We start from the raw sequence: 24,500 nt of genomic DNA, 5'->3' as shown, positions 1-24,500 counted from the left end.
GTCTACGACGATGCTGAAGGAACATGAGAGCTTTCTGAGTAAGGTCTGAAACATGGCTAACGTGCGTGTTGAGCGGACAGAAGACGGCGGTTTCCGGGCCACGAACGCCCGCGGCGCCGAGGTGAAGATCGGCGGCGGCGACGACGAGGGCGTGTTCACCCCGGTCGAGCTGCTGCTCGCGGCGGTGGGCGGCTGCAACATCGTGACCGTCGAGCCGCTCACGGCCAAGCGCGGGCACCGGCTGGTGCGCCTGGCCATGACGGTGGAGTCGGAGAAGGTCGAGCCGAACAAGCTCGGGCCGGTGACGGTGACCTACGACGTGGAGCTGCCCTCGGAGGCGGCCGACGAGGTCTTCAGGGCGGTGGCCGGGCGGGTGCACGACAAGTACTGCACGGTGAGCAGATCGTTGCAGGACGGTACAGAGGTTCGATTGGAGCTTCCCTAGTCGGATTAAACGCTTATTCGACCCCGTTATGACGCGACCGTTGCATTCGTCTCGGTAGCGTTGTAGCAGGTCGAGAGGCCACAACAGACCTTCACCGATGCGGACGCGGAGGGGGACCGCGGTCCGCGAGTGCGGGACCGCCGACGTTTTTGGGGGAAGACGTCGGCCTGGACCGCCACCGATCGGGGCCGGGCAGATTTGGGGGAACTGCCCGGCCCCGATCCATGCCCGCAGCCGGCACAGGCGCTGCCTCACCTGCCATCGGCCATGCGTATTGTCCTGTGGTGTGAAGAAAGTTCTCATCGACTGCGACCCCGGCATCGACGACGCCCTCGCCCTGGCCCTCGCCGCCGGCTCCCCCGACCTCGACGTCGTGGGCGTCACCACCGTGGGCGGCAACGTCGACCTGGAGCTGACCACCGCGAACGCGCTGGCGCTCAGGGAGTTCCTCGACCTCGGCGACGTGCCGGTCACGCCCGGCAGCGCGGGCGCCCTGCTGCACCGCACGGTCCGCGCCGGGCACGTCCACGGCGACACCGGTCTCGGCGACGTCGTCCTGCCCGCCCCCGTGCGTCCCCTGTCGGAGGGGCACGCGGTGGACTTCATCGTGGACGCCCTGCGTGCTGCCCCTGGTGAGATCACCCTGGTCGCGGTGGGCCCGCTGACCAACATCGCCCTCGCCGTACGCCGCGAGCCCCGCGTCGTGGAGTGGGCCCGGGAGCTGGTGATCATGGGCGGCTCGTACACCCGGGGGAACCACAACCCGGCGGCCGAGTTCAACATGCTGGCCGACCCCGAGGCCGCGGCGATCGTCTTCGAGGCCGGCTGGCAGGTCCGCCAGCTCGGCCTCGACGTGACCCTGTCCGCCCTGGTCACCGCGGACGTGCTCGACCGCATGCGGCCGCTCGGCCGGCTGTCGGAGCTGCTGGTGCCCGCCGCGCAGTTCTACGGCGTGGTGACGGCCGAGGGCGGCCCGGCCATCCACGACGCCTGCGCGGTCGCGTACGTGCTGGACCCGTCCTTGTTCACCTGCGTGCCGGCCGTGGTGAACGTGGAGACCGCCGGGACGTACACGCGGGGGATGACCGTCACCGACTTCGACCTGCGCGGACGGCCGGCGAACGCGCTGGTGGCGACGTCCGTGGACGTGAAGGGGTTCTGGGACCTGGTGCTGGGGGCGTACGGGCGGCTGGGGGAGCGGCTCGGCTGATGTGCGGGCACCGTCCGGCGGCTGATACAGTTGACCCTGTTGCGCCGCTAGCTCAGTTGGTTAGAGCAGCTGACTCTTAATCAGCGGGTCCGGGGTTCGAGTCCCTGGCGGCGCACCACACCGAAACCGCCTGGTTCACCAGGCGGTTTCGCTGCTTTCCGGGCTCCTTCGCTCTCCGCGGCTTGCGACAATCGGTCGGTGGACGAGACGTTTGCGGAATGGCTGGCGGGGCTGGGGCGCGAGCGGCTGGCCGAGCTGCTGGCGGCGCGGCCCGACGTGTTGCGGCCCGTGCCGCCGCGGCGGCTGGCGGAGCTGGCCGAGCGGCTCGACGCGCCGGAGTCCGTGCACCTGGCGCTGTCCCGGACGCCGCTGCCCTGCCTGCTGCTGGTGGAGGCGATCCTGGTGTCGGCCCGCAGCGGCCGGCCGCTGTCCGACCTGGTGGCCGCCGGCGCCGACCTGCCGGAGCTGATCGACCGGCTCGAACGCGTCGCGCTCGTACGGCGGGGCGAGGGCGGCGCGCTGCACCTGGCCGCCGGGTTGCCCGCGGTGCTGCCGACGCCCCTGGGGCTGGGCCCCGACCTGTCCGGGCTGCTCGCGCACGTCACCGTGGCCGAGCTGATCGACGTGCACCGGCGGTTGGGCGGCACGGGAACGCCGCGCAGAGCGGCGCTGATCGAGTCGATCACCACGGCCCTTCGCGATCCCGGCAGCCTGGCCCGGCTGGTCGCCCGCGCCCCGGCGGGCACCCGCGAGCTGCTCGACGACTTCCTCGAACGCGGGCCCGCACGGGTGCTCGACGAGTTCCCGCCGCGCGGCCAGCACCAGCCGCGGCGGCCGGCGACCCCGGCGCGGTGGGCCCGCGACCACGGTCTCGTCTGGAGCGTCGACTGGGAGCGCACCTACGTCATGCCCATGGAGGTCGCGCTCGCGCTGCGCGGGCCTGACCACCGGATCGACCTGCCGGTCGAGCAGCCGGCGGTCCGTACCCGGCCGGTCGCCGCCGACCTGGTCGCGCACGAGGCGTCCGTGGCCGCCCTGCGCCTCCTGGACCGGGCCGCGGCCCTGCTGCAGGACGCGGCGGCGCAGCCGTTGCCCGAACTGAAGGGCGGCGGCGTCGGCGTCAAGGAGGTGCGCCGCCTGGCCGGCCGGCTGGGCTGCGCCGAGGACGAGGTCCGCCTGCTGCTCGACCTCGTGCACGCCGCCGGGCTGCTGGCCGCCAACCCGCTCACGCAGGTGCGCACCCGGCGCGCGACCGAGACCCGGCCTGCCGGGGTCTCGCCGACCAGGGCCTACGACGCGTGGTTGCGCCTGTCGCCGGCCGACCGCTACGCCGCGCTGGCCGAGGCGTGGTGGCGGCTGCCGATCAGCCCGACCCGCCGGTACGACGGCAAACCCCGCACCCCGCTCGCCCCCGCCGGGACCGGGACACCGTCCAGCGTCATCCGGGAGGTGGTGTTCGGGCTGCTCCCGGGCGCGACGGCGACGGGAGAGGCGGCGGCCGTGCCGGACGCGGAGGAGGTGGCGGCGGCCGCGAGCTGGCACCTTCCGCTGTTGCAGCGGGCGAGCTGCCGCGAGGTCGTGCTCGCCGTGCTGGCCGAGTCGAGGCTGCTGGGCCTGCTCGGCGCGGACGCCCTCAGCCCGCCCGGCCTGGCCCTCCGGACGCCGTCCGGGCCACGGGTGAGCGAAGCCGCCGCCGGGCTGCTGGCCGCCGCCCGGCGGCAGGCGTTGTTCGGGACCGACCTGACCGCCGTGGTCACCGGCCCGCCCGCCGCCGCCCTGACGGAGGTCCTCGACCGGGCCGCCGACCGCGAGCCCGGCGGTTCGTGGCGGTTCGGCGCGTCCTCGGTGCGCCGCGCCCTGGACGCCGGTCACACCGCCGCAGATCTCGTCTCGGCCCTGGAGGAGGTGGCCGCCGGCCCGCTGCCGCAGCCCCTGACGTACCTGATCCACGACGTCGCCCGGCGGCACGGGGAGATCGAGGTGGTCCCGGTGGGCTGCTGCGTGGTGGGCGACGACGAGGCCCTGCTGGCCGAGCTGGCCGCGCATCGCAGGCTGGCCAAGCTGCGTCCGCGCCTGCTGGCGCCCACCGTCCTGGCCAGCGCGCTCGACCCGGCGCAGACATTGGCCCTGCTCAGGGAGGCCGGGTACGCGCCGGTCGCCCGCGAGGCCGACGGCACGCTCACCGTGACCGGCCGCACGCCCCGGCGCGCCCCGGCCCGTCCGGCCGGCCGCGCGCAGGGGGTCCTCAGCCCGGAACGCGCCGCCGCCTGGCTGGTGACCAACGCCGGCGAGCCGCTGCCGGGCCACCACGGCCTGCGCGACCTCTTCGCCCGGTACGCCACCGCCCTGTCGCCCAAGGCCCGCGAACGGGTGGCGATGGAGCTGCAGTACCACGGCACGGCCCGGATCGTCCACGACGGCGAGGAGCTCACCGTCAGCGGCCCGGAGGTGCGCGGCGCGGATCTGGACGTGTGGTGCCACGAGCCCGCCGAGTTCCGGCTGCTGGACCTGGCGAAGATCACCAAAGTGCTGACCTGATCAGGCGTCCAGCTCGTCGCGGGCCGCCATCAGCGCGAAACCGAGCAGGTTCAGCCCGCGCCAGGTCGCCGCGGACGCGGCGCGCTCGTCGTCGGCGGCCAGGCCGATGCCCCAGACCCGGTCCAGCGGGCTGGCCTCGACCAGCACGTGCGCGCGGGTGCCGACCAGGAACTCCCGCAGGGCCGGGTGCGCCCCGAACTTGGCGAGCGAGGCGCGGGTGACGATGTCGAGCCGGTGGGCGTCCCAGACGGCCTCGTCGAAGCCGCGCACGGTGCGGCCGAGCTTCTTGGCCTCGCCCGGGGTCGCGGCCAGGAGGATGCGGCCGGCGCTGTCGTGGTCGCCGAACAGCCACGCCTTGTGGGCCATCATGTAGTGCTCGGCCGAGGCGAAGGTGTGGCCGCCCTCGGTGAAGGTGACCGGCCACCACTGCGACAGGCAGCCGCGGCCGGGGCCGCCGTCGCGGGCCGGGCGGTGGCCCCAGAAGTGGAGGTAGCGCGGCCGGCGGCCGTTCCGCTCCGCCTCGACGGCCTCGTCAACGGTACGGGGAAGCTGGTCGGACACCGCTCAACCGTCCCACAGGGACGGACGCCGGCCAAGCCGATTAGGCCGGCGGATGATTATGATCATGCTGGAGGGAAATGATCTAGTTTTCTCCGCCATGACCCCCTGACCCCGAAGGGACGTCCATGTTCAAGCTCACCCGCGCCGCCGCCACCTCCGTCGCGGCCGTCGCCCTGGCCGCGACGTGCACCGCGATGACGGCGCCCGCCGCCTCCGCCACCACCTCGGTCGCCGCCTCCACCTGGATCAAGTACGGCGACTACAGCAGTGAGGCCAAGTGCATCGCCAAGGGCAAGGAGCTCAAGGCGAACGGCACCTACCTGTCGTACTTCTGCCAGTACACCGGCTTCTTCACGCTGATGGTGCTGACCCGATAACTGCCTGACCGGCCGCGGCCCGGTGGCTCGTCCTCCGGGCCGCGGCCGTCACAGCCGGCCGAGCCGATCAAAGCCGGCGGATCATGGCCTGCTTGGCCGCCGCGAACTCCTCGTCGGTCAGCACCCCGGACCGGTGCAGCTCGCCCAGCTCGGCCAGGCGGCGCAGCACCGCGTCGTGGGCGTCGCCGACGGAGGCCGCCGGCTCCAGCTCCTCGGGCTGCTCGCGCGGCAGCCGGGCCAGCACCGCGGCCCCGACCAGCGCGGTCGCGCCGCCGAAGCGCTGGATGCCCCAGGACACGCAGTGGGGGTCCTTCTGCGGGGACGCGCCGGGCCCGTCGCCCTTGAGCCGGAAGCGGAGGGTGCCGTAGCCGAGGCCGGACTGCGGCTTCCACTCCACGCCCACCAGCTCGGCCAGCGGGAACTCCTGCGACCCCGCCCGCTCCTTCTCCGTGCTGGCGAAACCCGTCCATTCCAGGCGGACGCGCTCGCCGTCGAAGATCGCGGTGCCGTCGCCCGCCGTGGCCGAGACGGGGATGGCGGGGCCGGGGAGCAGGTAGTGCTCGCAGGGGCCGCTGGGCGTCTGATTGATCTCCAGGGTGTCGCGGACCTCGTCGGCGAAGTACTGGGCCGCGCCGGCGCGCTCCTTGGGCACCGCCAGCCGGTACGGGTCGGCGGGGGCGGCCAGCGATCCGGCGACGAGGTCGGACAGGGGGTCGGCGCCGTAGCGCAGGCGCAGGCGGAGCTGGCCGCCCTTGCGGCCGGGCTCGAACGCGCACGTCGCGATGGCCTCCAGCGGCACGGCGACCTCGCCGAGCACCTTGCGGAGCTCGTGGACGTTCTTGTCGCCGCCAGGGACGACGCGCAGCATCTCTCCGTTGAACGTCCACGAGCCGTCGGGAACGGCGATCTCGGTCATATTCTCAGCCTAGGACGTCGAGAGGAGCCCGATGAAGATCTTCACGAGCTGGATGTCGTGGGGCCAGGCCGCCGGCCCCCTGGCCGAGGCGCTCCCGTCGCAGACCGTCACGGGGTTGCGCGACGCGGTGCGCTTCGCCCGGACGCAGCACGGCGTGCAGCAGCGTCCCACCGGGCGGCCGTACGTGGAGCATCTGCTGGAGGCGCTGGAGGTGGCGGTGGCCGGGGCACGGCTGCACGACCCCGACGTGCTGACCGCGATCGTGCTGCACGACGTGCTGGAGGACACCGCGTGCACCGAGCGGGAGCTGGCCCGGCGGTTCGGCGCGGAGGTGACCGGGCTCGTCCGCTGGGTGACCAGGCCCGCCGGGCGCGCGAAGGCCGACCACCTGGCCGCGCTGGCCAAGGCCCCGGCGCAGGCGGTGCTGGTGAAGCTGGCCGACCGGGTGAGCAACGTGCAGGAGTTGCAGCGCCTCCACTGGCGGTTCCAGAAGCGCTACTACCACGAGACCGTCGCCCACATCGTGCCGCTGGCCGCGCCCCACCCGTGGTTCGCCGAGTGGTACGAGGAGTGGCGGCGGCCCTGGGCCAGGCGCGTGGCCCGCTACCCGGACTGACCCCCCAGCCGGGCCAGCCGGTTGCGCACGCCGTCGAAGTGCGCGTACACGGCCGACACCGCGGCGGCCCGGTCGCCGGCCAGCACCGCGGCGTAGATGTCGCGGTGCCGCCTGGCCACGTCGCCGGGCGGCTCGTCGGGGGCGCCGAGGTGGTCGCGGAGCTGGTGGTAGACGTCCCAGAACGCGCCGAGGAGCTGGCTGACCAGCGGGTTGCCGAGCGGCCGGTAGAGCAGGTCGTGAAAGAGCCGGTCGGTCTCGGGGGAGACCTCGCCGACCTGCGACTCGTGGTCCATGCGGGCCATGACGTCGGCCACCGGGGCGAGGTCGGCCTCCGGGCCGAGGTCGATGAGCCGCTGGACGAGCCCGCTCTCCAGGATCTCGCGGATCTCGATGAGGTGCGCCAGGTGGTTGCGGCCGTTCTGGAGGGTGATGCGGCTGTGGAAGGCCAGCTCGTCCACCAGCCCGGACAGCGACATCCGGCCCACGAACATGCCGAAGCCGTGGCGGATGTCCACGATGCCGACCGCCTGCAGAGCCTTCAGCGCCTCCCGGACGGAGTTGCGGCTGACCTGCAGCTCCTCCATGAGCTCCGACTCCGTGGGCAGCGGGTCGCCCGCGACCAGCCCGCGCCTGACGATCAGGTCCTTGACGCCCTCCTGGGCCTCGACGGCCCGGCTGGGACGTGCCGGACGCGGGACTGCGGCCATGGAGCTTCCTTTCATCGTAGGTAACATTCCGGAAATCCTCTGTTGACCTCAAGACGCTCTGGCGTTTAGCGTCCACGTTACGCACAAGATAGGACATGGGATGTCCTACGTTCTACCTGTTCCCCCCAGGAGGCATCCGTGAGCTCTGAGTTCAGCCGCCGTGACTTCCTGCGCTACAGCGGGGCCACGGGTGCGGCGGCGTTCATCGCGGCCACCCTCTCCGCCTGTTCCGGAGGCCCGGCCTCGACCGGCTCGGTCGGCGCCGGATCGAACAAAGACCTGATCACCGCCGTCATCGGCTACGGCAACGACCAGAGCTGGGACCCGACGCAGACCGCGTCGGCGTTCGCGATGGCCGGGATCAGCCACGTCTACGAAGGGCTGCTCGACACCGACCCGGTCACCCGGGAGCCGTACCCGGCCCTGGCGACGGCGCTGCCCGCCGACGCCAACGCCACGTCGTGGACGTTCGCCCTGCGCGAGGGCGCCAAGTGGCACGACGGGCAGCCGGTCACCGCCGACGACGTGGTCTTCACCTTCGAGCGCATCCTCGGCCCCGACAACGTGCTGACCGGCAACTTCTTCAAGCCCTGGCTCCAGGAGGTGAAGAAGGTGGACGACCGGACCGTGGAACTGGTCCTGAAGTTCCCCTTCCCCGACGCGGCGCCCCGGCTGACCATCGCCAAGATCATGCCGAAGCACGTGTTCAGCCAGGCGGGCGCGTGGGACAAGGCCAAGAGCGGCATGGCGGTCGGCTCCGGGCCGTACAAGCAGGCGGCGCACAACCCCAAATCCAACACCTCCTTCGAGGCGTTCGACGGCTACAACGGCCCCCGCCCGGCCACCGTCAAGAAGATGAACTGGCTGACCATCGTGGACGCCTCCGCCCGGGTGGCCAAGATCTCCGGCGGCTCGGCCGAGGCGCAGATCGCCGACAACATCCCGTACGCCAACGTCGACCAGCTCAAGCAGCAGGGCCTCACCGTCGAGGGCGGCAAGGGCATGAACCACATGTTCCTGATGTTCAACACCGCCGCCAAGCCCTTCGACGACGTACGCGTCCGCCAGGCCCTGCACTACGCCATCGACAAGCAGAAGATGATCGACGTGGCGCTCAAGGGCCACGGCACGGCCTCCAGCTCCTTCCTCAACGAGGGCCACCCCGACCACCGGCGCGCCTCGGTCGTCTACGACCACGACCCCGACAAGGCCAAGGCGCTGCTGAAGGATGCGGGCGTGACGAACCTGACGGTCAACCTCATGGCCGTCAACGTGAGCTGGATCGTCGACTGCCTGCCCACCATCGCCGCCTCCTGGGAGGCGGTCGGGATCAAGACCACGCTGGAGCCGCAGGACACGGCCGCGCTGTTCACCAAGATGGACCAGTTCCAGGACTACCAGGTGGTCGCGGCGGCCTCGAACCCCAACCAGTTCGGCATGGACGCCGACCTGATCCTGCACTACAACTACGTGCCCGGCGGCCTGTGGATGAAGTACAGCCACTGGGACGGCAGCAAGGACGCCGAGAAGCTGTTCGCCATGATGGACGCGGCCGGCAAGGAGACGGACAAGGCCAAGAAGAGCGAGCAGATCCACAAATATCTGGACCTGGTCGCCGAGCAGGCCGTGCTCTATCCCGTCGTCCACAACGAGCTGATGACCGCCTGGGACCCGAAGAAGCTCTCCGGCATCCGCGCCCAGCCGTACCCCGGCATCAACCTGCTGCAGGCCAAGAGGACATGACGCTCGTACTCAGGATGCTGCTGCGGCGGCTCCTCATCCTGATCCCGCTGGTCCTGGGCGTGGTCGCGTTCGTGTTCGTCGTGATGCGCTTCTCGGGCGTCAAGCCCGAGTACGCCTACTTCCAGGGCGCGAACCCCACGGCGGAGCAGATCCACCGTTTCCAGGAGGAGAACGGCCTGCTGGACCCGCTGCCGCTGCGGTACGTGCGCTTCGTCGCCGACCTCGCCCAGGGCGACATGGGCACCAGCGTGCTCACCAAGAAGCCGGTCGTCGAGTCGGTGACGACCGCGCTGCCGCTGACCCTGCAGCTCACGTTCCTCGGCCTGGCCGTGGCGATCGTGCTCTCGCTGGTGTTCGGCGTGACCGCGGCGCTGTTCCGCGACCGCTGGCCCGACCAGGCGATCCGGGTCGTGTCGCTGGTCGGCGTGGCGGCTCCGGCGTTCTGGCTGGCGCTGCTGATGATCCAGTGGCTGGCGGTCGGCGAGGGACTGTTCCCGACCGGCGGCTACATCAACCCCGCCGACTCCCTCACCGGCTGGCTGCAGTCGATGACGCTGCCCGCGCTGTCGTTGTCGCTGCCCATCGCCGCCCAGCTCACCCGCATCATCCGCACGTCGATGGTCGAGGAGCTGGACCGGGACTACGTGCGCACCGCGATCGGCAGCGGCCTGCCGATGATCGTCGTGGTCGGCCGCAACGTGCTGCGCAACGCCCTGATCAACCCGCTGACCGTGCTCGGCCTGCGCATCGGCTACCTGATCGGCGGCACGGTGGTCATCGAGACGATCTACGGCCTGCCCGGCATGGGCCAGCTCATGATCAACGCGGTGCGCGACGGCGACCCGGCCGTGGTGCAGGGCGTCGTGCTCACCATCGCGATCGGCTTCATGGTGGTCAACCTGGTCGTCGACATCCTCTACCTGCTGGTCAACCCCCGCCTGAGGAGTGCCGCCTGATGAGAAGCGGACTCACCGAACGCCTGGTCGTGTTGGCCGGCAGGCCCGGCGTCGCCTTCCGGCGGCTGCCCGCGGCGTCGTGGCCGGCGGTCGCCGTCGTCGTCCTGGTCGTGCTGGCCGCCCTGTTCGCGCCGCTGATCGCGCCGCACTCGCCGTACTTCCAGGAGGCCGCCGGCGGCGGCCCGTCGGCCGCGCACTGGATGGGCCTGGACAGCGCCAACCGCGACATCCTGTCCCGGCTCCTGTACGGCGCCCGCTGGTCGCTGATCATCGGCCTCGGCGCCACCGGCCTCGCCCTGGTCGCCGGGGCGGTCGTCGGCGCGGTCGCGGCCACCTCGCGCCGGGTGGTGGACGAGACCGTCATGCGCGTGCTCGACGTGATCATGGCCTTCCCGGGCATCGCGCTGGCCGCCGTGCTGGTCGCGGTGTTCGGCGGCAGCATCCCGGTGCTGGTCATGGCCATGGCCTTCCTCTACATGCCGTCCGTGGCCAGGGTCGTGCGGGCCAACGTGATCGCCCAGTACGGCGAGGACTACGTGGCGGCCGAGCGCGTCATCGGCGCGCGCACGCCGTACATCGTGCTCAGGCACGTCGCGGTCAACTGCGCGGCGCCCGTGCTGGTGTTCTGCACGGTGATGGTGGCCGACGCGATCGTGTTCGAGGCGTCGCTGTCGTTCATCGGCGCCGGCGTACGGCCGCCGAACCCGTCGTGGGGCAGCGTCATCGCCGACGGCAAGAACCTGGTGCTGCTCGGCGGCTGGTGGGCCACGGTCTTCCCCGGCCTGCTGATCCTGCTCACCGTGCTGGCCCTGAACATCCTGTCCGAGGGCATCTCCGACGCCTGGGCCGCCCCGGTACGCAGGGCCGCTCCCAAGAAGGACGACGCCTACGAGCAGGCCGTCCCCGGCACCGGCCAGGTCGTCGAGCTGCCCGGCCTGGCCGAGGCCGCCCGCCGGCTGGCCGGACGCGCCCGCCCGCTGCCGCAAGGACAGCCGATCCTCAGCGTCGAACGCCTCAGAATCGGCTTCGACCCCGGCGTGGACATCGTGGACGGCGTCGGCTTCGAGGTGTGGCCCGGCGAGGTCGTCGGCCTGGTCGGGGAGTCCGGCTGCGGCAAGTCGCTGACCGCCCTGACCGTCATGGGCCTGCAACCGCGCCAGGCCCGGGTCGGCGGGCACGTGCGCTTCGACCAGAAGGAGCTGCTCGCGCTGCCGCGCCGGGCCCGCCGCCGCCTGCTCGGCCACGAGATGGCGATGATCTACCAGGACGCGCTGTCCTCGCTCAACCCGGCCATGACCATCAGGGCCCAGCTCAGGCAGCTCACCCGCAGGGGTGGCCGGCGTACCCCGGCCGAGCTGCTGGAACTCGTCGGCCTCGACGCGCGCCGCACCCTGTCCGCCTATCCGCACGAGCTGTCGGGCGGCCAGCGGCAGCGGGTGCTGATCGCGATGGCGCTCTCCCGCGACCCCAAGCTGATCGTCGCCGACGAGCCGACGACCGCGCTCGACGTGACCGTCCAGGCGCAGGTCATCGAGCTGCTGCTGCGGCTGCGCGAGGAGCTGGGGTTCGCACTGATCCTGGTCTCGCACGACCTGGCGCTGGTCGCCGACGTCACCGACCGCGTCGTCGTCATGTACGGCGGCCAGATCGTCGAGACCGGCGCCACCGCCGCCCTGGTCGGCGAGCCCGCCCACCACTACGCGCGGGGGCTGCTCGGCTCGGTGTTGTCGCTGGAGTCGGGGGCCGAGCGGCTGACCCAGATCCCCGGCGTGGTGCCCGCGCCCGCCGACTTCCCGGCCGGATGCAGGTTCGCCGACCGGTGCCCGATGGCCACCGGTGTGTGCCGTACGCAGACCCCGGTGCTGGCCGGAGAGGCCAGGCGGCACGCGGTGGCCTGCCACCACCCGGCGGTCGAACTCGCAGGGAGTGAGACACGTGCTTGAGCTGAACGACGTGCACGTCGTGCACAAGGCCCGCTCGGGAGGGCTGTTCGCGCGGGACCGCGTGCACGCCCTGACCGCCGCCTCGCTGACCGTCGCGCCCGGCGAGACCGTCGGGATCGTGGGGGAGTCGGGCTGCGGGAAGTCCACGCTGGCCAAGGTGCTGGTCGGGCTGCAGCGGCCGACCTCGGGGAACGTGCGCCTGAACGGCCGCGACCTGTGGACGCTGAAGCAGGACGAGCGGCGCGCGCTCGTCGGCGGCGGCGTCGGGCTGATCTTCCAGGACCCGTCCACGGCGCTCAACCGGCGGCTGCCGGTCGGGCGGATCCTGCGCGACCCGCTCGACGTGCACCGCCGGGGCACCCCCGGCGAGCGCGAGGCCCGCGTGCGCGAGCTGCTGGACCTGGTCGGCCTGCCCGCCGGAGTCGCCGGCGCGCTGCCCGGCCAGCTCTCCGGCGGTCAGCGGCAGCGGGTGGCCGTGGCCAGGGCGCTCGCGCTCGAACCGCGGCTGGTCGTCGCCGACGAGCCCACCAGCGCCCTGGACGTGTCGGTCCGCGCCCAGATCCTCAACCTGCTGCTCGACCTCAAGGACCGGCTCGGGCTGGCGATGGTGTTCATCTCGCACGACATCCAGACCGTGCGCCGGATGAGCGACCGCGTGGTCACCATGTACCTGGGCAGGATCGTCGAGCAGACGCCCGCGCGGTCGGTGCCGGGGCGGGCCAGGCATCCGTACACGCGGGCGCTGTTCTCGGCCACCCCCGGGCTGATCTCGCCCATCACCCCGATCCCGCTGGTCGGCGCCGTGCCGTCGGCCACCAGGCCGCCGAGCGGCTGCCCGTTCCGCACCCGGTGCTGGCGGGCCGACGACCTGTGCGCGGCCGAGATGCCCGCCGCCACGCGGGCCGGGGACGACCACCTCTTCCACTGCCACCACCCGGTGGCGGCCGGAGCCACCGACCTAGAGCTGATCCAGGAGCACTCATGACAGATCCCGATGTCGCCGGGGCCGCGACGGTGACCGGCGTGATCCCCCCGGTCTGCACCCCGTTCACCCCCGGCCACGAGGTGGACGCCGCCTCCCTGACCCGGCTGGTGGACCACCTGCTGGAGGGCGGGGTGGACGCGCTGTTCGTCCTCGGCTCCTCCTCGGAGGTGGCCTACCTGACCGACGCCCAGCGGCGGGTAGTGCTGGACACGGTCGTCGGGCACGTCGGCGGCCAGGTGCCGGTGCTGGCCGGGGTGATCGACATGACCACGCCACGGGTGCTCGAACACGCCCGCGTCGCGGCGGCGGCGGGGGCGTCCGGGCTGGTGGCGACCGCGCCGTTCTACACGCGCACCCATCCCGAGGAGATCCGCACCCACTTCCGGACGATCGCCGCCCGCATCGGCCTGCCGGTCTACGCCTACGACCTGCCGGTCAGCGTGCACACCAAGCTGGGCGCCGACCTGCTGCTCGACCTGGCCGCCGAGGGCGCGCTCGCCGGGGTCAAGGACTCCAGCGGCGACGACGGCGGGCTGCGCCAGGTCATCCTGGGCCGCCGGGCGCCGTTCAGCGTGCTCACCGGGTCGGAGGTGACCGTGGACTCCGCGCTGTGGATGGGCGCCGACGGCGTCGTGCCCGGCCTGGGCAACGTGGACCCCCACGGGTACGCCGAGCTCTACCGGGCCGCCACCCGCGGCGACTGGGCGGCGGCCAGGGCCGAGCAGGAACGCCTGGTCAGGCTGTTCGAGATCGTCCGGGTCGGCGCGGGCCGCATGGGCGGCAGCTCGGCGGGGCTGGGCGCGTTCAAGGCCGCCCTGCACCTGCGGGGCGTCATCGACTGCCCGCTCACCGCGCTGCCGCAGATCCCGCTGAACGACGACGAGACCGGCCGGGTCGGCAAGCTGCTGGCCGCGGCCGGGCTGCTGTAGCCGCCGCTCAGAGGCCGTCGGCGTGGGCGGCCCGCGCGTTCGGCACGCAGTGGGTCATCTTCAGGCCCTCCACGTCGCGCGGTCCGTTGCGCCCGAGCTTGACCAGGCGCTCCCGGTCCTCGTCGGTGAGGTCCTGGCTCGCCAGCGGCTCCAGGTGGGCGACGTCGTCCGGGGTGATGCCGAGGCCCTCGCCGACGCGCAGGCCGAGGTCGTCCTCCACGAGCAGGAAGTGCCAGACCATGCGCTCCTGGATGCGCCGGTCGCACTGGCTGAGCGCGTCGACGAAGTTGCGCACCAGGTCGTCGCGCTCCCACTGCTCCATGAGCAGGTAGCGCTGGCCGGCCTGCTTGTAGTCGTTGGTCCGCGGGATGCGCCTGCGCATCACCCGGCCGCTGATGACCGGGCCCTCCTCGTCCAGGGTCGGGTACTCGGCCTCCCGCAGGCCGCCGCGCAGCGAGGGCTCGTAGTTGATGTGCGGGTCCTCGCCGCCGGTGTCGACGAAGTACGCCATCTGGCCGTCGCGCTGATTGGTCCTGATGGGCGCGTTCCTGGCCTGGTTGACCGGGAGTTGCAGGTAGTTCGGGCCGACCCGGTAGCGCTGGGTGTCGCTGTAGGAGAACGTCCGGCCGACCAGCATCTTGTCGTCGGAGAAGTCCAGGCCGTCCACCAGGACGCCGGTGCCGAAGGCGGCCTGCTCGTTCTCGGCGAACTGGTTCTCGACGTTGCGGTTCAGCACCAGGCGGCCGACCGGCCTGGCCGGGAACTCGTTCTCCGGCCACACCTTGGTGTCGTCGAGCGGGTCGAAGTCCAGCTCGGGGTGCTCCTCGTCGCTCATCAGCTGCACCAGCAGCTCCCACTCGGGGAAGTCGCCGCGCTCGATGGCGTCGTGCAGGTCCTTCGTCGCGTGCCCGAGGTCGCCCGCCTGGACGACCGCCGCGTCCGCCGCGGTCATGCTGCGCACGCCCTGCTTGGGCATCCAGTGGTACTTGACCAGGAACGTCTCGCCCTGCTGGTTGACCCACTTGTAGGTGTTCACGCCGAATCCCTGCATGTGCCGGTAATCGGCGGGGATGCCGCGCGGGCTGAACAGGTTGACCAGCATGTGCATCGACTCGGGCGTCTGGGACATGAAGTCGAAGATGCGGTTCGGGTCCTGCCGGAAGGTCACCGGGTCGGGCTTGAGCGAGTGGATGACGTCGGGGAACTTGATGGCGTCCCTGATGAAGAAGACGGCCAGGTTGTTGCCCACCAGGTCCCAGTTGCCGTCCTCGGTGTAGAACTTGATCGCGAACCCGCGCGGGTCGCGGGCGGTCTCCGCGGAGTCGCGGCCGCCGATCACGGTGGAGAAGCGCAGCGCCACGTCGGTGCGCTTGCCGGCCTCCTGGAACAGCTTGGCCCTGGTGTAGCGGCTGACCGGCTCGTCGCCGATCTTGCCGTACGCCTCGAAGTAGCCGTAGCTCAGCGCGCCCCTGGCGTGCACCACCCGTTCGGGGATGCGTTCGCGGTCGAAGTGACTGATCTTCTCCAGGAACTGGTAGTTCTCCAGCGTCGCCGGTCCGCGCGGGCCGACCGTCCGCTGGTTCTGGTTGTCGTAGACGGGATGCCCTTGTCGGTTGGTGAGCACCTCGCGCTCGTCGTTCGACTGCGGACCCTTGCTGGAGACGTCTGTCATCGCACTGTTCCTCTCCCCGGACGAGATCTTCCCCGGCTGCCCTCAAGAACGGGCCGAAAACGGGCAAAACCTCGTCCTCGGGCGGCTACCTGCTCACGTCGTCGGCGGCCCGGCCGAGCAGGCCCAGGTCGGACCGGCGGGGCAGGCTCTCCCAGTCGCCCTGCGAGGTCACCGCGAACGCGCCCGCCGCGCAGGCGCTGTCCAGCCGCTGTTCCGGAGCGGCCCCGGCCAGCCAGTCGGCCAGCCAGCCGGCCGCGAACGCGTCCCCGGCGCCCACCGGGTCCACCTCGGTCACCCGGTACGGCCGCGCCCGCCGCAGCACCCCGCCGGACAGCTCCAGCGCGCCCGCCGACCCCGACTTGACCAGCACGTACGAGGGCCCGAGCGCGGCCAGCGCCTTGGCCAGCTCCGCCGGGTCCTCGATGTCGGCGACCAGGCGGCCCTCCGGCACGGTCGCGAACAGCACGTCCACGCCGCCCACCGTCTCCCGCAGCCAGGCGCCCGCCTCCTGCGCCGTCCACAGGGCCCGCCGGTAGTTGACGTCCAGCGAGACGAGCACGCCGGCCGCCCGCGCGACGGCGATCGCGTGCGCCACGGTCTCCCGGGCCGACGCCGACAGCGCCGGGGTGATCGCGGAGACGTGCAGCACGCGGGCCGAGGAGATCAGCGCCGGATCGAGGTCGGCCGGTCGCAGCCGGGAGCCGGCGCTGTCCTTGCGGTAGTACCGCACGTCCACGAGGTCGGCCGTGCGCCGGCCCTTGATCATCAGCCCGGTGGGGGCGTCCGGGTCGGTGACCGCGCGCACGTCCACGCCCTCGCCGGCGAGCGTGGCCCGGATCAGGTCGCCGAACTCGTCGTCGCCCACCCGTCCGGCCCACGTCGCCCGGTGGCCGAGCCGGGTCACGCCGATCGCCACGTTCGACTCGGCGCCGCCGAGGCCCAGGTCGAAGTCGCGGGCGAAGCGCAGCGGCCCGGTACGCCGGGCGCCGAACAGCGCCATGGTCTCGCCGAAGGTCACCAGTTCGGTCATGTGGTCGGCCTGCCCAGCTTTCTGGAGATCCGCGACGCCGCCCCGGCCACCAGCGGCCCGAGCTCCCGCACCCGCGCGGCGGTGATCCGCGAGGTGAGCCCGGAGACCGAGACGGCGGCGACGACGGCGTCGTTGTGGTTGAAGATCGGCGCGGCGACGCAGCGCACCTCGGGCTCGTTCTCGCGGTCGTCCACCGCGTAGCCGCGCCGCCGGACGTGGGTCAGTTCGGCGCGCAGCCGGTCGGGGTCGGTGATGGTGTGCTTGGTGATCGGGTCGAGCGCCAGCCCGGCCAGCGCCTCCTCCGGCTGCCAGGCCAGGATCGCCTTGCCGACCGCCGTGGCGTGCACCGGGCCGCGGCTGCCGATGCGCGAGGCCATGCGCACGTTCGTCTCGTTCTCCACCTTGTCGATGTAGACGACGTGCGGGTGGTCGTAGACGACCAGGTGGACGGTCTCGCGCACCTCGCTCATCAGCCGGTGCGACTCCTCGGCGGCGACCGCGCGCAGGTCCAGCGTGGCCAGGTACGCCTGCCCGAGCTGGAGGGTGCCGTGTCCCAGCCGGTACGCCCCGGTCCTGCGGTCGCGTTCGAGCAGCCTGGCCTCCACGAGCGGGACGGTCAGCCGCAGCACCGTGCTCTTGGACAGGCCCACGGCCTCGGCGAGCTGGGTGAGCGACAGGCCGGTGTGGCCGCGTACGTGGTCCAGGACGGCCAGGGCGCGCCGGAGCGAGGCGGACTGGTTGCGGTCAGGCACGCAAGTCACCATATTCGATGAAATTTCGCGAAATGCAGCACGCTGTTGTGCACTGCACAACATCTCCTGACAACTCTTCTCGACTCCAGAGCGAATTCCTAGTGTCTGCGCAGGAGGTAATAGTGAAGTTTCTTTACTTTGCCGCGGCCGGAACGGCCCTGCTCACGCTGGCCGCCTGCGCGCCCTCGACCGCCCCCGCCTCCGGCGGCGGCGACGAGCGGACGGGAATGCTGCGCGTCTGGCTCTTCGACGAGCCCAACCGGGCCCCCAAGGACAAGGTCGTCAACGAGGCGATCAAGGAGTTCACCGCCGCGCACGCGGACGTCAAGGTCGAGGTCACCTACATCCCCACCACGCCCGCCCGGCACGAGAAGTTCAAGGGCGCCTTCAACGACCCGGCCAGCTCCCCGGACGTCGCCGAGTACGGCAACACCGACCTCGCCGAGTACGCCGCCGCCGGCGGGTTCGCCGACCTCACCGCCGACCTGAAGGGCCTGGACCTGACCCCCGACCTGGTCAGGTCGGCCTCCGTCCAGGGCAAGCAGTACGGCCTGCCCTGGTTCATCGGCATCCGGGCCCTCTACTACCGCACCGACGTCTTCGACGAGCTCGGCCTGAAACCGCCCACGTCCATCGGCGCCCTGACCGAGACCGCCCGCACGATCCGCAAGAAGAAGCCCGAGCTGTACGGCATGGCCGTCGGCGGCGAGTACACCTTCGGCGCCCTGCCCTTCGTCTGGGACGCCGGCGGCGACATCACCTCACTCGACTCGCCGCAGTCGCGCAAGGGCGTCAAGGCGTACACGGACCTGCTGACCGACGAGGTCTGCCCGCCGCAGGCGTGCGTCTCGCTGACCGGCGGCAAGACGGTCGAGCTGTTCGCCGGCGGCAAGGCCGCGATGGGCATACTCGGCAACTTCAACCGCTCGGCCGTGGACGCCGGCGCGGCGGCCGGCAAGTACGCCGTCGTCCCGCTGCCCGGCGCGGCCGAGGGCTCGATCGCGCCCGCCTTCGCCGGCGGCAACAACCTGGGCGTGCTGAAGAACGCCGGTCACCGCACCCTGGCCGCGGACTTCGTCAAGCTGCTGGGCGGCAAGGCGTACCAGACCAAGATGTACGACGCGATGGGCAACCTGCCGACGCTCACCTCGGCCCGCGACGAGCTGGCGGCCAAGGACCCGTTCGTCAGGCCGTTCCTGGACACGGTGGCCAAGGGCACCCGGTTCGTGCCGATCGACCCCGCCTGGGTGAAGATCGACAACGGCAAGGTCATCCCCACGATGCTGCAGAAGGTCGCGACCGGTCAGTCCACCGTCGAGCAGGCCACCGCCGAGGCGGCCGCGGCCGTCAAGACCGCCTTCGGCCGCTCGTGAGCCGAGATACGACCGCCCGCCGCGGACGCCCCTGGCTCTACCTGCTGCCCGCGGCGGCCGTGCTGGTCCCCATGTTCGGCTATCCGGTCTACATGCTGGGCCTGCTGTCGGTCTTCGACTACCGGCAGGCGCAGGTCAGCGGCGGGCAGCCGAGCACGTTCGTCGGGTTCGGCAACTACGCCGCGCTGCTCGGCGACCGGCGGTTCTGGGAGGTGCTGGCCCAGACGGTGGGGTTCGCGGCGGCGCTGGTCGTCGCGACGCTGGCGGTCGGCGCGGCCCTGGCCGTGCTGCTGACCAGGACCGGGCCGCTGCCGAGGACGGCCCTGTCGCTGGCCGCGCTCGGCGCGTGGGCGGCCCCCGCGATGACCGGTTCCACCGTGTGGATGTTCCTGTTCGACGCCGACCTCGGCCTGGTCAACCAGGTGCTCGGGATCGACGGGTTCAACTGGTTCTACGACCGGTGGGTCACCTTCGGCGTGGTCGGCGCGACGGTCGTGTGGCACTCGTTCCCGCTGGTGATGATCACCCTGTACGCGGGCATCCGGGCCGTCCCCGCCTCGGTGCTGGAGGCGGCCGCCCTCGACGGCGCCTCGGCCTGGCAGGGGTTCTGGCGGATCATCGTGCCGATGTTGCGGCCGCTGGTCACGATCGTGGTCATCCAGTCGGTCATCTGGGACTTCAAGCTCTTCACCCAGATCTACGTGATGACCAACGGCGGCGGCGTGGCCGGGCAGAACACCGTGCTCAACGTCTACGCCTACCAGATCGCCTTCGGCTCCTCCGAGTACGGACTCGGCTCGGCCGTCGCGGTCGTCATGACGCTGATCCTGCTGGTGATCACCCTGTTCTACATCCGGGCGCTGCGGCGCAGTGGGGAACGCCTGTGAACCGACGACGTCTTCTGCCCAACGCGGTCGCGCTGGTGGTCGCCCTGCTCACCGCGTTCCCGCTCTACTGGATGGTCCTGTCGGCGCTCAAGCCCGCCGGGGAGATCCAGTCGCTGGAGGTCAGGCCCTGGACCTCGCACCCGACGCTGGACAACTTCGTCCGGGTGCTGACCGGGGAGAACTTCGCCCGCTACCTGCTCAACAGCGCGATCGTGGCGCTCGTCGTGGTCGTGCTGTCGGCCGGGGTCGCCTTCCTCGCGGCGGTGGCCGTGACCCGGTTCGCCTTCCGGTTCAGGACGACCGTGCTGATCATGTTCCTGGTCGCGCAGATGGTGCCGGTCGAGGCGCTGACGATCCCGCTCTTCTTCGTGGTCCGGGACCTGGGCCTGCTCAACACGCTGGCCTCGCTGGTGGTGGTGCAGCTCGCCTTCACGCTGCCGTTCGCGATCTGGATGCTGCGCGGGTTCGTCGCCGGGGTGCCGGAGGCGCTGGAGGAGGCGGCGATGATCGACGGGGCCGGACGCGCGACCGTGCTGTGGCGCATCCTGTTCCCGCTGGTCGCGCCCGGCCTGGTGGCGACCAGCGTGTTCTCCTTCATCACCGCCTGGAACGACTTCGTCTTCGCGCGCACCTTCATCATCTCGGCCAAGGACAACCAGACCCTGCCCGCGGCGCTGCTCGTCTTCTTCAAGCCGAACGAGAACGACTGGGGCGGGATCATGGCGGCATCGACGCTGATGACGCTCCCGGTGCTGATCTTCTTCGTGGCGGTGCAGCGGCGGCTCGTGTCAGGGCTTGGAGGGGCGGTCAAGGACTGAGACGTCGTGCTCGTCATCGGGGGCGAGGAACTCCAGCAGCAGCCGCGCCTCCCGCTCGACCTCCTCCAGCTCGGCGATCGGCGTCCACTGGTGGACGTTCAGCGTGGAGACGCCCTTGGCCCTGGTCACCGTCCAGTCGCCGGCGGTGACGCCGTCCACCAGGATGATCCGGGGGATCACGTTCGTGCCCATGAACGACCCCTGCATGACGGCCGCGCCGCGCTCGCTGATCACCCGCGAGCGGTCGGCGTGCGACAGGAACAGGTTGTCGAAGTCGTACATCAGCCGCACCGGCGCCGGGACGTCCTCCGCCGGCCGGACGGCCTCCGGCAGGTCGTACAGGGTGCGGCCGGCGGCGTCCCTGAAGCGGACCAGGTCCATGGACTCGACGACCTCGCCCAGCCTGGTCAGGCCCGACCAGGTCTGCGCGTCCTGCACCGAGGCCGGGCCGAACGCGGCCAGGTAGCGCCGGACCAGCTCGGCGGGCGTCGTCGGCGGCACCTCAGCCGGGCCCAGCCACGACTCGGCGGTGGTGTGCGCGACCGGCCCGCTCCTGCCCCACAACCCGCGCGGCGGCACCTGGACCAGCGGCAGCAGCCAGCGCACGCCCTGGCCGAGCGCGTGCTGGTCGTGCTCCGGCCACCGCTCGGCCAGCGCCCGCCCGAGGTCGGCGAAGGTCATCGCACGCTCCTCCAGCAGCGCCCGGCCGGTCGCGGCCAGCTCGTCCAGGTCGACGCCCGCCAGCCGCTTGCCGAACGTCGTACGCGTCATGCGCTCGGTGACGGCCTGCAGCAGCGGCCGCATGGCCAGGCAGTCGCGGGCGGTGACCAGGTGGATGGTGGAGCGCTGCAACGCGATCCGCACCAGCTCGCGGCCGGCCAGCAGGCCGGAGACGTCCTCGGGCTTGAGCCCCTCGATGCGGTTCCACAGGCCGACGTACCAGGTGTGGGGGGTCTGGGCCTGGAGGCCGCCGAGCCGCTCGACGACCTCCTGCACGCTGCCGCCGCCGCGGCGCAGCAGCAGCTGCCGGTCGAGCGTGGCCCGGTTGAGCGCCCGCTGGGAGATGAGGGGATCCATGGGGACCAAGGTAGGGGCAATCGCGGTCACTTCCGGACCGCGATGTGCACTCAGGCGAGCGCGCCGGGGCCCAGCTCGTCCGGCGCGGAGTAGCCGGACAGGGCGAGCGTGATGTCCAGCTCGCCCAGCAGGCAGCGCAGCACGTGCTCGACGCCCGCCTGCCCGCCCAGCGCCAGCCCGTACAGCACGGGACGGCCGACCAGCACGGCCCGCGCGCCCAGCGCGAGCGCCTTGACCACGTCCGCCCCGGTGCGCACGCCCGAGTCGAACAGCACCGTCAGCCGGTCGCCGACCGCCTCGGCGATGCCGGGCAGCGCGTCGAGCGCGGCCAGGGCGCCGTCGACCTGGCGGCCGCCGTGGTTGGACACCACGATCCCGTCCATGCCGTGCTCGGCGGCCAGGCGCGCGTCCTCGGCGCTCATGATGCCCTTGAGCACGATCGGGCCGTCCCAGTGGTCGCGCAGGAACGGCAGGTCGTCCCAGCTCAGGCCCGGATTGGGGAACATGCCCGCCCAATGGGCGACCGGGTTCTCGACCCCGGCGAAGTTGGGGTCGCTCAGGTAGTTGGCGATGCCCGTGCCGGCCAGGAACGGCAGGTAGCCGCGGTCGAGGTCGGCCGGACGCCAGCCGAGCAGCGTCGTGTCCAGCGTGACCACCAGCACCGAGTGGCCGGTCGCCCTGGCCCGGCGCAGGAAGCTCAGGCACACGTCCCGGTCGGTCGGGTAGTAGAGCTGGTACCAGCGCGGCGCGTCCCCGCCCGCCGCCGCCACCTGCTCGAAGTCGTGGGCGGCGGCCGTCGAGTGCACGTACGGGACGCCGACCGCGGCCGCGGCCCGCACGGTGGCGAGCTCGCCCTCCTCGTGGGCCAGCGTCTGCACCCCCATGGGCGCCACCAGCACCGGCGCCGCCATCCGGGTGCCCAGCACCTCGCACGACAGGTCACGCTGCCGCGCGACGCCGCGCAGCATCCTCGGCACGATCCGGCGCCGCTGGAACGCCTCCAGGTTGGCCCGCGCGGTCGAGCCGCTGCCCGCGCTCGGCACGATGTAGCCCAGCGCCTCGGGCGAGAGCACCCGCCCGGCCGCGCCCTCCAGGGCCGACAGATCGGTGGTCAGCTCCGGCGTACGGCCTTCGAGCATGCCCGTCAGGTAGATGCCGAGCTGGTGATCGCCTGCGTTCATGGCGCCCATCCAACCAGCCCGCCCGTCCCCGCCGCGACCACCCTGATGACGGCGACCACGACGCGGCCCTACGCTGCTTCCCATGCACAAACGCGTGATCGACAACCGCTTCGAGCTGACCGAGAGGCTCGGCGGCGGTGGCATGGGCCTGGTGTGGCGCGCCTGGGACACCGCCCTCCACCGCGAGGTCGCGCTGAAGGAGGTCCGGCCGCCCGATCCCGCGTTCGAGGAGCACGACCCCGAGGCCGCCCGCGAGCTGCGGGCCAGGGTGCTGCGCGAGGCCCGCGCGCTGGCCCGGCTGAACCATCCGCACGTCGCCACCATCCACCACATCGTCGATCCGGGCGGCGACGGCTACCCGTGGATCGTCATGGAGCTGGTCACCGGCGGCTCGCTCGCGGACCGCCTCGCGCGCGGGCCGATGACGCCGTGGGAGACCGCCCGGCTGGGCCGCGAGGTGCTGTCCGCGCTGCGCGCCGCGCACGCCGTCGGCATCCAGCACCGCGACGTCAAGCCCGCCAACGTGCTGCTGCGCGAGGACGGCCGCTCGGTGCTCACCGACTTCGGCATCGCCGCCGTGCGCGAGTCGACCAGCCTGACGGCGACCGGGTCGTTCATCGGCTCGCCCGAGTACATGGCGCCCGAGCGCATCAACGGGCACGAGGGCGACCCCGCCTCCGACCTGTGGTCGCTCGGCATGCTGCTGTACGTGGCCGTCGAGGGCCGCCACCCGCTGCGCAGGAGCACCACGCTGGCGACGCTGGCCGCCGTGCTCAACCAGGACGTGCCGCCGCCGGAGCGGGCCGGGCCGCTCGGTCCTGTGCTCGGCGCGCTGCTGCGCCGCGACCCGGCCGGCCGTCCCGACGCCGAGACCCTCGACCGCATGCTCGCCGCCGCCGCCGACCCCGGCGCGGCCCCGCCCGCCTACCTGCCCCCCGGCCCGGCACCGCTGCACCAAGCCCCCTCGTCGCCGGGCCCGCTGCACCAAGCCCCCTCGTCGCCGGGTCCGCTCCGGCAAGGCCCGCCGTATGGGGCCACCGTGCCGCCCGGGGCGCGGCAGGGGGCCACCGTGCCGCCCGGGGCGCCGCGGCCCTGGGGGCCGGAGCCGTCGTTCTCGCGGGCCGGCACCATGGCGTCGCGCCGCGCCCGCCGTTCGCCGGTCGCCGCCGTGACGGCCTCCGTGGGCGCGCTGGCGGTGACCGGCGTGCTGGTCTACACGCTGCTGCCCGGCGTGCGCGGCGCGGCGGAGCCGACCCAGCCGAACACGCCGCAGATCACCCCGGTGGAGACCACCGACGTCGAGGAGCCGAAGGCGAGCGAGGAGCCGGAGCCGCAGCCGGAGAACCTGCTCACCGCCGACGGCATCCGCACCGCGATCAAGGCGCTCAAGCCGGTCATGGGCGGCACCAAGGTCGTCCGGATGGTCGTCTACCCGACGTACATCTCCGCCGAGGCCCCGGTCAAGGGCGACCCGTCCGTCTACGACCGCTACGCCTACCGCGACGGCAAGGCCACCCACGAGGGCACCGGCTCCACCATCCGCACCCCGACCGTCGACCTGGCCAGGTACAACTGGGACGCCCTGCCCGGCCTGTTCAAGAAGGCGCAGAGCGTCCTCGGCGTGCGCAAGCCCACCGCCCGCTACGTCATCATCGATCCCGACTACGTCTTCACCAACCCCAAGCAGGTCATGCTCGTCTACCTCACCGACGCCTACCGCTCGGGCTACCTGGCGGCCGACCCCCAGGGCAGGGTGCTCAAGACCGTCCCCGCCTCCTGACCGG

Annotated in this window: 22 protein-coding genes and 1 tRNA gene; 15 read left to right on the top strand and 8 right to left on the bottom strand. The window is 72.2% G+C overall.

What is annotated here, in order from left to right; all coding sequences use genetic code 11:
- Nucleotides 1-52: 52 nt before the first annotated feature.
- The 4 genes from AB0J46_RS12635 to AB0J46_RS12620 all read left to right on the top strand — a co-directional run bounded on the left by AB0J46_RS12635 (nt 53) and on the right by AB0J46_RS12620 (nt 4,193).
- A complete protein-coding gene (locus AB0J46_RS12635) occupies nt 53-445 on the top strand; it encodes an OsmC family protein (RefSeq protein WP_358288389.1) in 393 nt (130 codons plus the stop codon).
- A gap of 286 nt (nt 446-731) precedes the next feature.
- Nucleotides 732-1,655, top strand: a complete 924-nt coding sequence (locus tag AB0J46_RS12630; protein WP_352352100.1) for a nucleoside hydrolase — start codon at nt 732-734, stop codon at nt 1,653-1,655.
- Between the two features lie 41 nt (nt 1,656-1,696).
- Nucleotides 1,697-1,773, top strand: a tRNA-Lys gene (locus AB0J46_RS12625).
- 80 nt (nt 1,774-1,853) lie between these two features.
- Nucleotides 1,854-4,193 carry a helicase-associated domain-containing protein gene (locus AB0J46_RS12620; RefSeq protein ID WP_364330216.1) on the top strand — a complete coding sequence of 780 codons (2,340 nt, stop codon included), beginning with the start codon at nt 1,854-1,856 and terminating at the stop codon, nt 4,191-4,193.
- On the opposite strand, the gene AB0J46_RS12615 is transcribed toward AB0J46_RS12620, so the two are convergent.
- Nucleotides 4,194-4,754: an NADAR family protein gene (locus tag AB0J46_RS12615; RefSeq protein ID WP_364330213.1), complete on the bottom strand. Its 561-nt coding sequence runs from the start codon at nt 4,752-4,754 to the stop codon at nt 4,194-4,196. It abuts the gene before it with no gap.
- A gap of 125 nt (nt 4,755-4,879) precedes the next feature.
- Between AB0J46_RS12615 and AB0J46_RS12610 the strand changes: the two genes are divergently transcribed.
- Nucleotides 4,880-5,131 carry a hypothetical protein gene (locus AB0J46_RS12610; RefSeq protein WP_364330210.1) on the top strand — a complete coding sequence of 84 codons (252 nt, stop codon included), beginning with the start codon at nt 4,880-4,882 and terminating at the stop codon, nt 5,129-5,131.
- Between the two features lie 67 nt (nt 5,132-5,198).
- On the opposite strand, the gene AB0J46_RS12605 is transcribed toward AB0J46_RS12610, so the two are convergent.
- Nucleotides 5,199-6,047 (bottom strand): DUF4429 domain-containing protein, encoded by an 849-nt coding sequence (locus tag AB0J46_RS12605; protein WP_358288377.1) that lies wholly within the window; start codon nt 6,045-6,047, stop codon nt 5,199-5,201.
- A gap of 31 nt (nt 6,048-6,078) precedes the next feature.
- On the opposite strand from AB0J46_RS12605, the gene AB0J46_RS12600 reads away from it, so the two are divergent.
- A complete protein-coding gene (locus AB0J46_RS12600) occupies nt 6,079-6,663 on the top strand; it encodes an HD domain-containing protein (protein ID WP_364330206.1) in 585 nt (194 codons plus the stop codon).
- On the opposite strand, the gene AB0J46_RS12595 is transcribed toward AB0J46_RS12600, so the two are convergent.
- A complete protein-coding gene (locus AB0J46_RS12595) occupies nt 6,651-7,370 on the bottom strand; it encodes a FadR/GntR family transcriptional regulator (RefSeq protein WP_357972908.1) in 720 nt (239 codons plus the stop codon). The two genes, AB0J46_RS12600 and AB0J46_RS12595, sit on opposite strands and share 13 nt — an antisense overlap.
- Nucleotides 7,371-7,508: 138 nt before the next feature.
- Here AB0J46_RS12595 and AB0J46_RS12590 point away from each other — a divergent pair, with 138 nt between their 5' ends.
- The 5 genes from AB0J46_RS12590 to AB0J46_RS12570 are packed head-to-tail and all read left to right on the top strand — an operon-like array spanning nt 7,509 to nt 13,926.
- Nucleotides 7,509-9,113, top strand: a complete 1,605-nt coding sequence (locus AB0J46_RS12590; RefSeq protein WP_364330202.1) for an ABC transporter substrate-binding protein — start codon at nt 7,509-7,511, stop codon at nt 9,111-9,113.
- Nucleotides 9,110-10,069, top strand: a complete 960-nt coding sequence (locus AB0J46_RS12585) for an ABC transporter permease (RefSeq protein WP_357996617.1) — start codon at nt 9,110-9,112, stop codon at nt 10,067-10,069. The genes AB0J46_RS12590 and AB0J46_RS12585 overlap by 4 nt, the downstream gene beginning before the upstream one ends.
- Nucleotides 10,069-12,012: a dipeptide/oligopeptide/nickel ABC transporter permease/ATP-binding protein gene (locus AB0J46_RS12580; protein WP_364330197.1), complete on the top strand. Its 1,944-nt coding sequence runs from the start codon at nt 10,069-10,071 to the stop codon at nt 12,010-12,012. Before AB0J46_RS12585 ends, AB0J46_RS12580 begins: the two co-directional genes overlap by 1 nt.
- A complete protein-coding gene (locus AB0J46_RS12575; protein WP_358288362.1) occupies nt 12,005-12,997 on the top strand; it encodes an ABC transporter ATP-binding protein in 993 nt (330 codons plus the stop codon). The genes AB0J46_RS12580 and AB0J46_RS12575 overlap by 8 nt, the downstream gene beginning before the upstream one ends.
- Entirely contained in the window at nt 12,994-13,926 is a 933-nt protein-coding gene (locus tag AB0J46_RS12570) for a dihydrodipicolinate synthase family protein (protein ID WP_364330194.1), read from the top strand. The genes AB0J46_RS12575 and AB0J46_RS12570 overlap by 4 nt, the downstream gene beginning before the upstream one ends.
- Nucleotides 13,927-13,933: 7 nt before the next feature.
- Here the strand turns inward: AB0J46_RS12570 and AB0J46_RS12565 are convergent, their stop codons facing one another.
- The 3 genes from AB0J46_RS12565 to AB0J46_RS12555 all read right to left on the bottom strand — a co-directional run bounded on the left by AB0J46_RS12565 (nt 13,934) and on the right by AB0J46_RS12555 (nt 17,380).
- On the bottom strand, nt 13,934-15,598 hold the full coding sequence (locus AB0J46_RS12565; RefSeq protein ID WP_364330191.1) for a catalase: 1,665 nt from the start codon (nt 15,596-15,598) through the stop codon (nt 13,934-13,936).
- 85 nt (nt 15,599-15,683) lie between these two features.
- The gene (locus AB0J46_RS12560; RefSeq protein ID WP_364330188.1) at nt 15,684-16,628 is read right to left on the bottom strand and encodes a sugar kinase; all 945 of its coding nucleotides are present in this window, start codon (nt 16,626-16,628) and stop codon (nt 15,684-15,686) included.
- Nucleotides 16,625-17,380 carry an IclR family transcriptional regulator gene (locus AB0J46_RS12555; protein WP_352352086.1) on the bottom strand — a complete coding sequence of 252 codons (756 nt, stop codon included), beginning with the start codon at nt 17,378-17,380 and terminating at the stop codon, nt 16,625-16,627. The genes AB0J46_RS12560 and AB0J46_RS12555 overlap by 4 nt, the downstream gene beginning before the upstream one ends.
- A gap of 122 nt (nt 17,381-17,502) precedes the next feature.
- Between AB0J46_RS12555 and AB0J46_RS12550 the strand changes: the two genes are divergently transcribed.
- The 3 genes from AB0J46_RS12550 to AB0J46_RS12540 are packed head-to-tail and all read left to right on the top strand — an operon-like array spanning nt 17,503 to nt 20,458.
- The gene (locus AB0J46_RS12550; protein WP_364330184.1) at nt 17,503-18,753 is read left to right on the top strand and encodes an extracellular solute-binding protein; all 1,251 of its coding nucleotides are present in this window, start codon (nt 17,503-17,505) and stop codon (nt 18,751-18,753) included.
- Nucleotides 18,750-19,640, top strand: coding sequence for a sugar ABC transporter permease (locus AB0J46_RS12545; protein ID WP_364330181.1), 891 nt, complete (start codon nt 18,750-18,752; stop codon nt 19,638-19,640). The genes AB0J46_RS12550 and AB0J46_RS12545 overlap by 4 nt, the downstream gene beginning before the upstream one ends.
- Complete coding sequence (locus AB0J46_RS12540; RefSeq protein WP_364330178.1) at nt 19,637-20,458, top strand: carbohydrate ABC transporter permease; 822 nt, start codon at nt 19,637-19,639, stop codon at nt 20,456-20,458. The genes AB0J46_RS12545 and AB0J46_RS12540 overlap by 4 nt, the downstream gene beginning before the upstream one ends.
- Here the strand turns inward: AB0J46_RS12540 and AB0J46_RS12535 are convergent.
- Together AB0J46_RS12535 and AB0J46_RS12530 are read right to left on the bottom strand one after the other, a co-directional pair.
- Complete coding sequence (locus tag AB0J46_RS12535) at nt 20,429-21,535, bottom strand: winged helix DNA-binding domain-containing protein (RefSeq protein WP_364330175.1); 1,107 nt, start codon at nt 21,533-21,535, stop codon at nt 20,429-20,431. The genes AB0J46_RS12540 and AB0J46_RS12535 overlap by 30 nt on opposite strands.
- A 50-nt stretch (nt 21,536-21,585) precedes the next feature.
- Nucleotides 21,586-22,716 (bottom strand): alpha-hydroxy-acid oxidizing protein, encoded by a 1,131-nt coding sequence (locus AB0J46_RS12530; protein WP_364330172.1) that lies wholly within the window; start codon nt 22,714-22,716, stop codon nt 21,586-21,588.
- Between the two features lie 82 nt (nt 22,717-22,798).
- On the opposite strand from AB0J46_RS12530, the gene AB0J46_RS12525 reads away from it, so the two are divergent.
- Nucleotides 22,799-24,496 (top strand): protein kinase, encoded by a 1,698-nt coding sequence (locus tag AB0J46_RS12525; RefSeq protein WP_364330169.1) that lies wholly within the window; start codon nt 22,799-22,801, stop codon nt 24,494-24,496.
- Nucleotides 24,497-24,500 lie beyond the last annotated feature (4 nt).

It is taken from the genome of Nonomuraea sp. NPDC049758 (genome assembly GCF_040674635.1).
GTDB lineage: Bacteria > Actinomycetota > Actinomycetes > Streptosporangiales > Streptosporangiaceae > Nonomuraea.
The sequence above is the reverse complement of the archived record's forward strand: the minus strand, read 5'-3'. Positions and strand labels throughout refer to the sequence as shown.

Bases quoted from the DNA above. Each gene is read 5' to 3' on its own strand.
- AB0J46_RS12635 (WP_358288389.1), top strand. From the start codon at position 53: ATGGCTAACGTGCGTGTTGAGCGGACAGAAGACGGCGGTTTCCGGGCC.
- AB0J46_RS12535 (WP_364330175.1), bottom strand. From the start codon at position 21,535: ATGGATCCCCTCATCTCCCAGCGGGCGCTCAACCGGGCCACGCTCGAC.
- AB0J46_RS12530 (WP_364330172.1), bottom strand. From the start codon at position 22,716: ATGAACGCAGGCGATCACCAGCTCGGCATCTACCTGACGGGCATGCTC.
- AB0J46_RS12600 (WP_364330206.1), top strand. From the start codon at position 6,079: ATGAAGATCTTCACGAGCTGGATGTCGTGGGGCCAGGCCGCCGGCCCC.
- AB0J46_RS12595 (WP_357972908.1), bottom strand. From the start codon at position 7,370: ATGGCCGCAGTCCCGCGTCCGGCACGTCCCAGCCGGGCCGTCGAGGCC.
- AB0J46_RS12580 (WP_364330197.1), top strand. From the start codon at position 10,069: ATGAGAAGCGGACTCACCGAACGCCTGGTCGTGTTGGCCGGCAGGCCC.
- AB0J46_RS12570 (WP_364330194.1), top strand. From the start codon at position 12,994: ATGACAGATCCCGATGTCGCCGGGGCCGCGACGGTGACCGGCGTGATC.
- AB0J46_RS12565 (WP_364330191.1), bottom strand. From the start codon at position 15,598: ATGACAGACGTCTCCAGCAAGGGTCCGCAGTCGAACGACGAGCGCGAG.
- AB0J46_RS12605 (WP_358288377.1), bottom strand. From the start codon at position 6,047: ATGACCGAGATCGCCGTTCCCGACGGCTCGTGGACGTTCAACGGAGAG.
- AB0J46_RS12585 (WP_357996617.1), top strand. From the start codon at position 9,110: ATGACGCTCGTACTCAGGATGCTGCTGCGGCGGCTCCTCATCCTGATC.
- AB0J46_RS12525 (WP_364330169.1), top strand. From the start codon at position 22,799: ATGCACAAACGCGTGATCGACAACCGCTTCGAGCTGACCGAGAGGCTC.
- AB0J46_RS12560 (WP_364330188.1), bottom strand. From the start codon at position 16,628: ATGACCGAACTGGTGACCTTCGGCGAGACCATGGCGCTGTTCGGCGCC.
- AB0J46_RS12610 (WP_364330210.1), top strand. From the start codon at position 4,880: ATGTTCAAGCTCACCCGCGCCGCCGCCACCTCCGTCGCGGCCGTCGCC.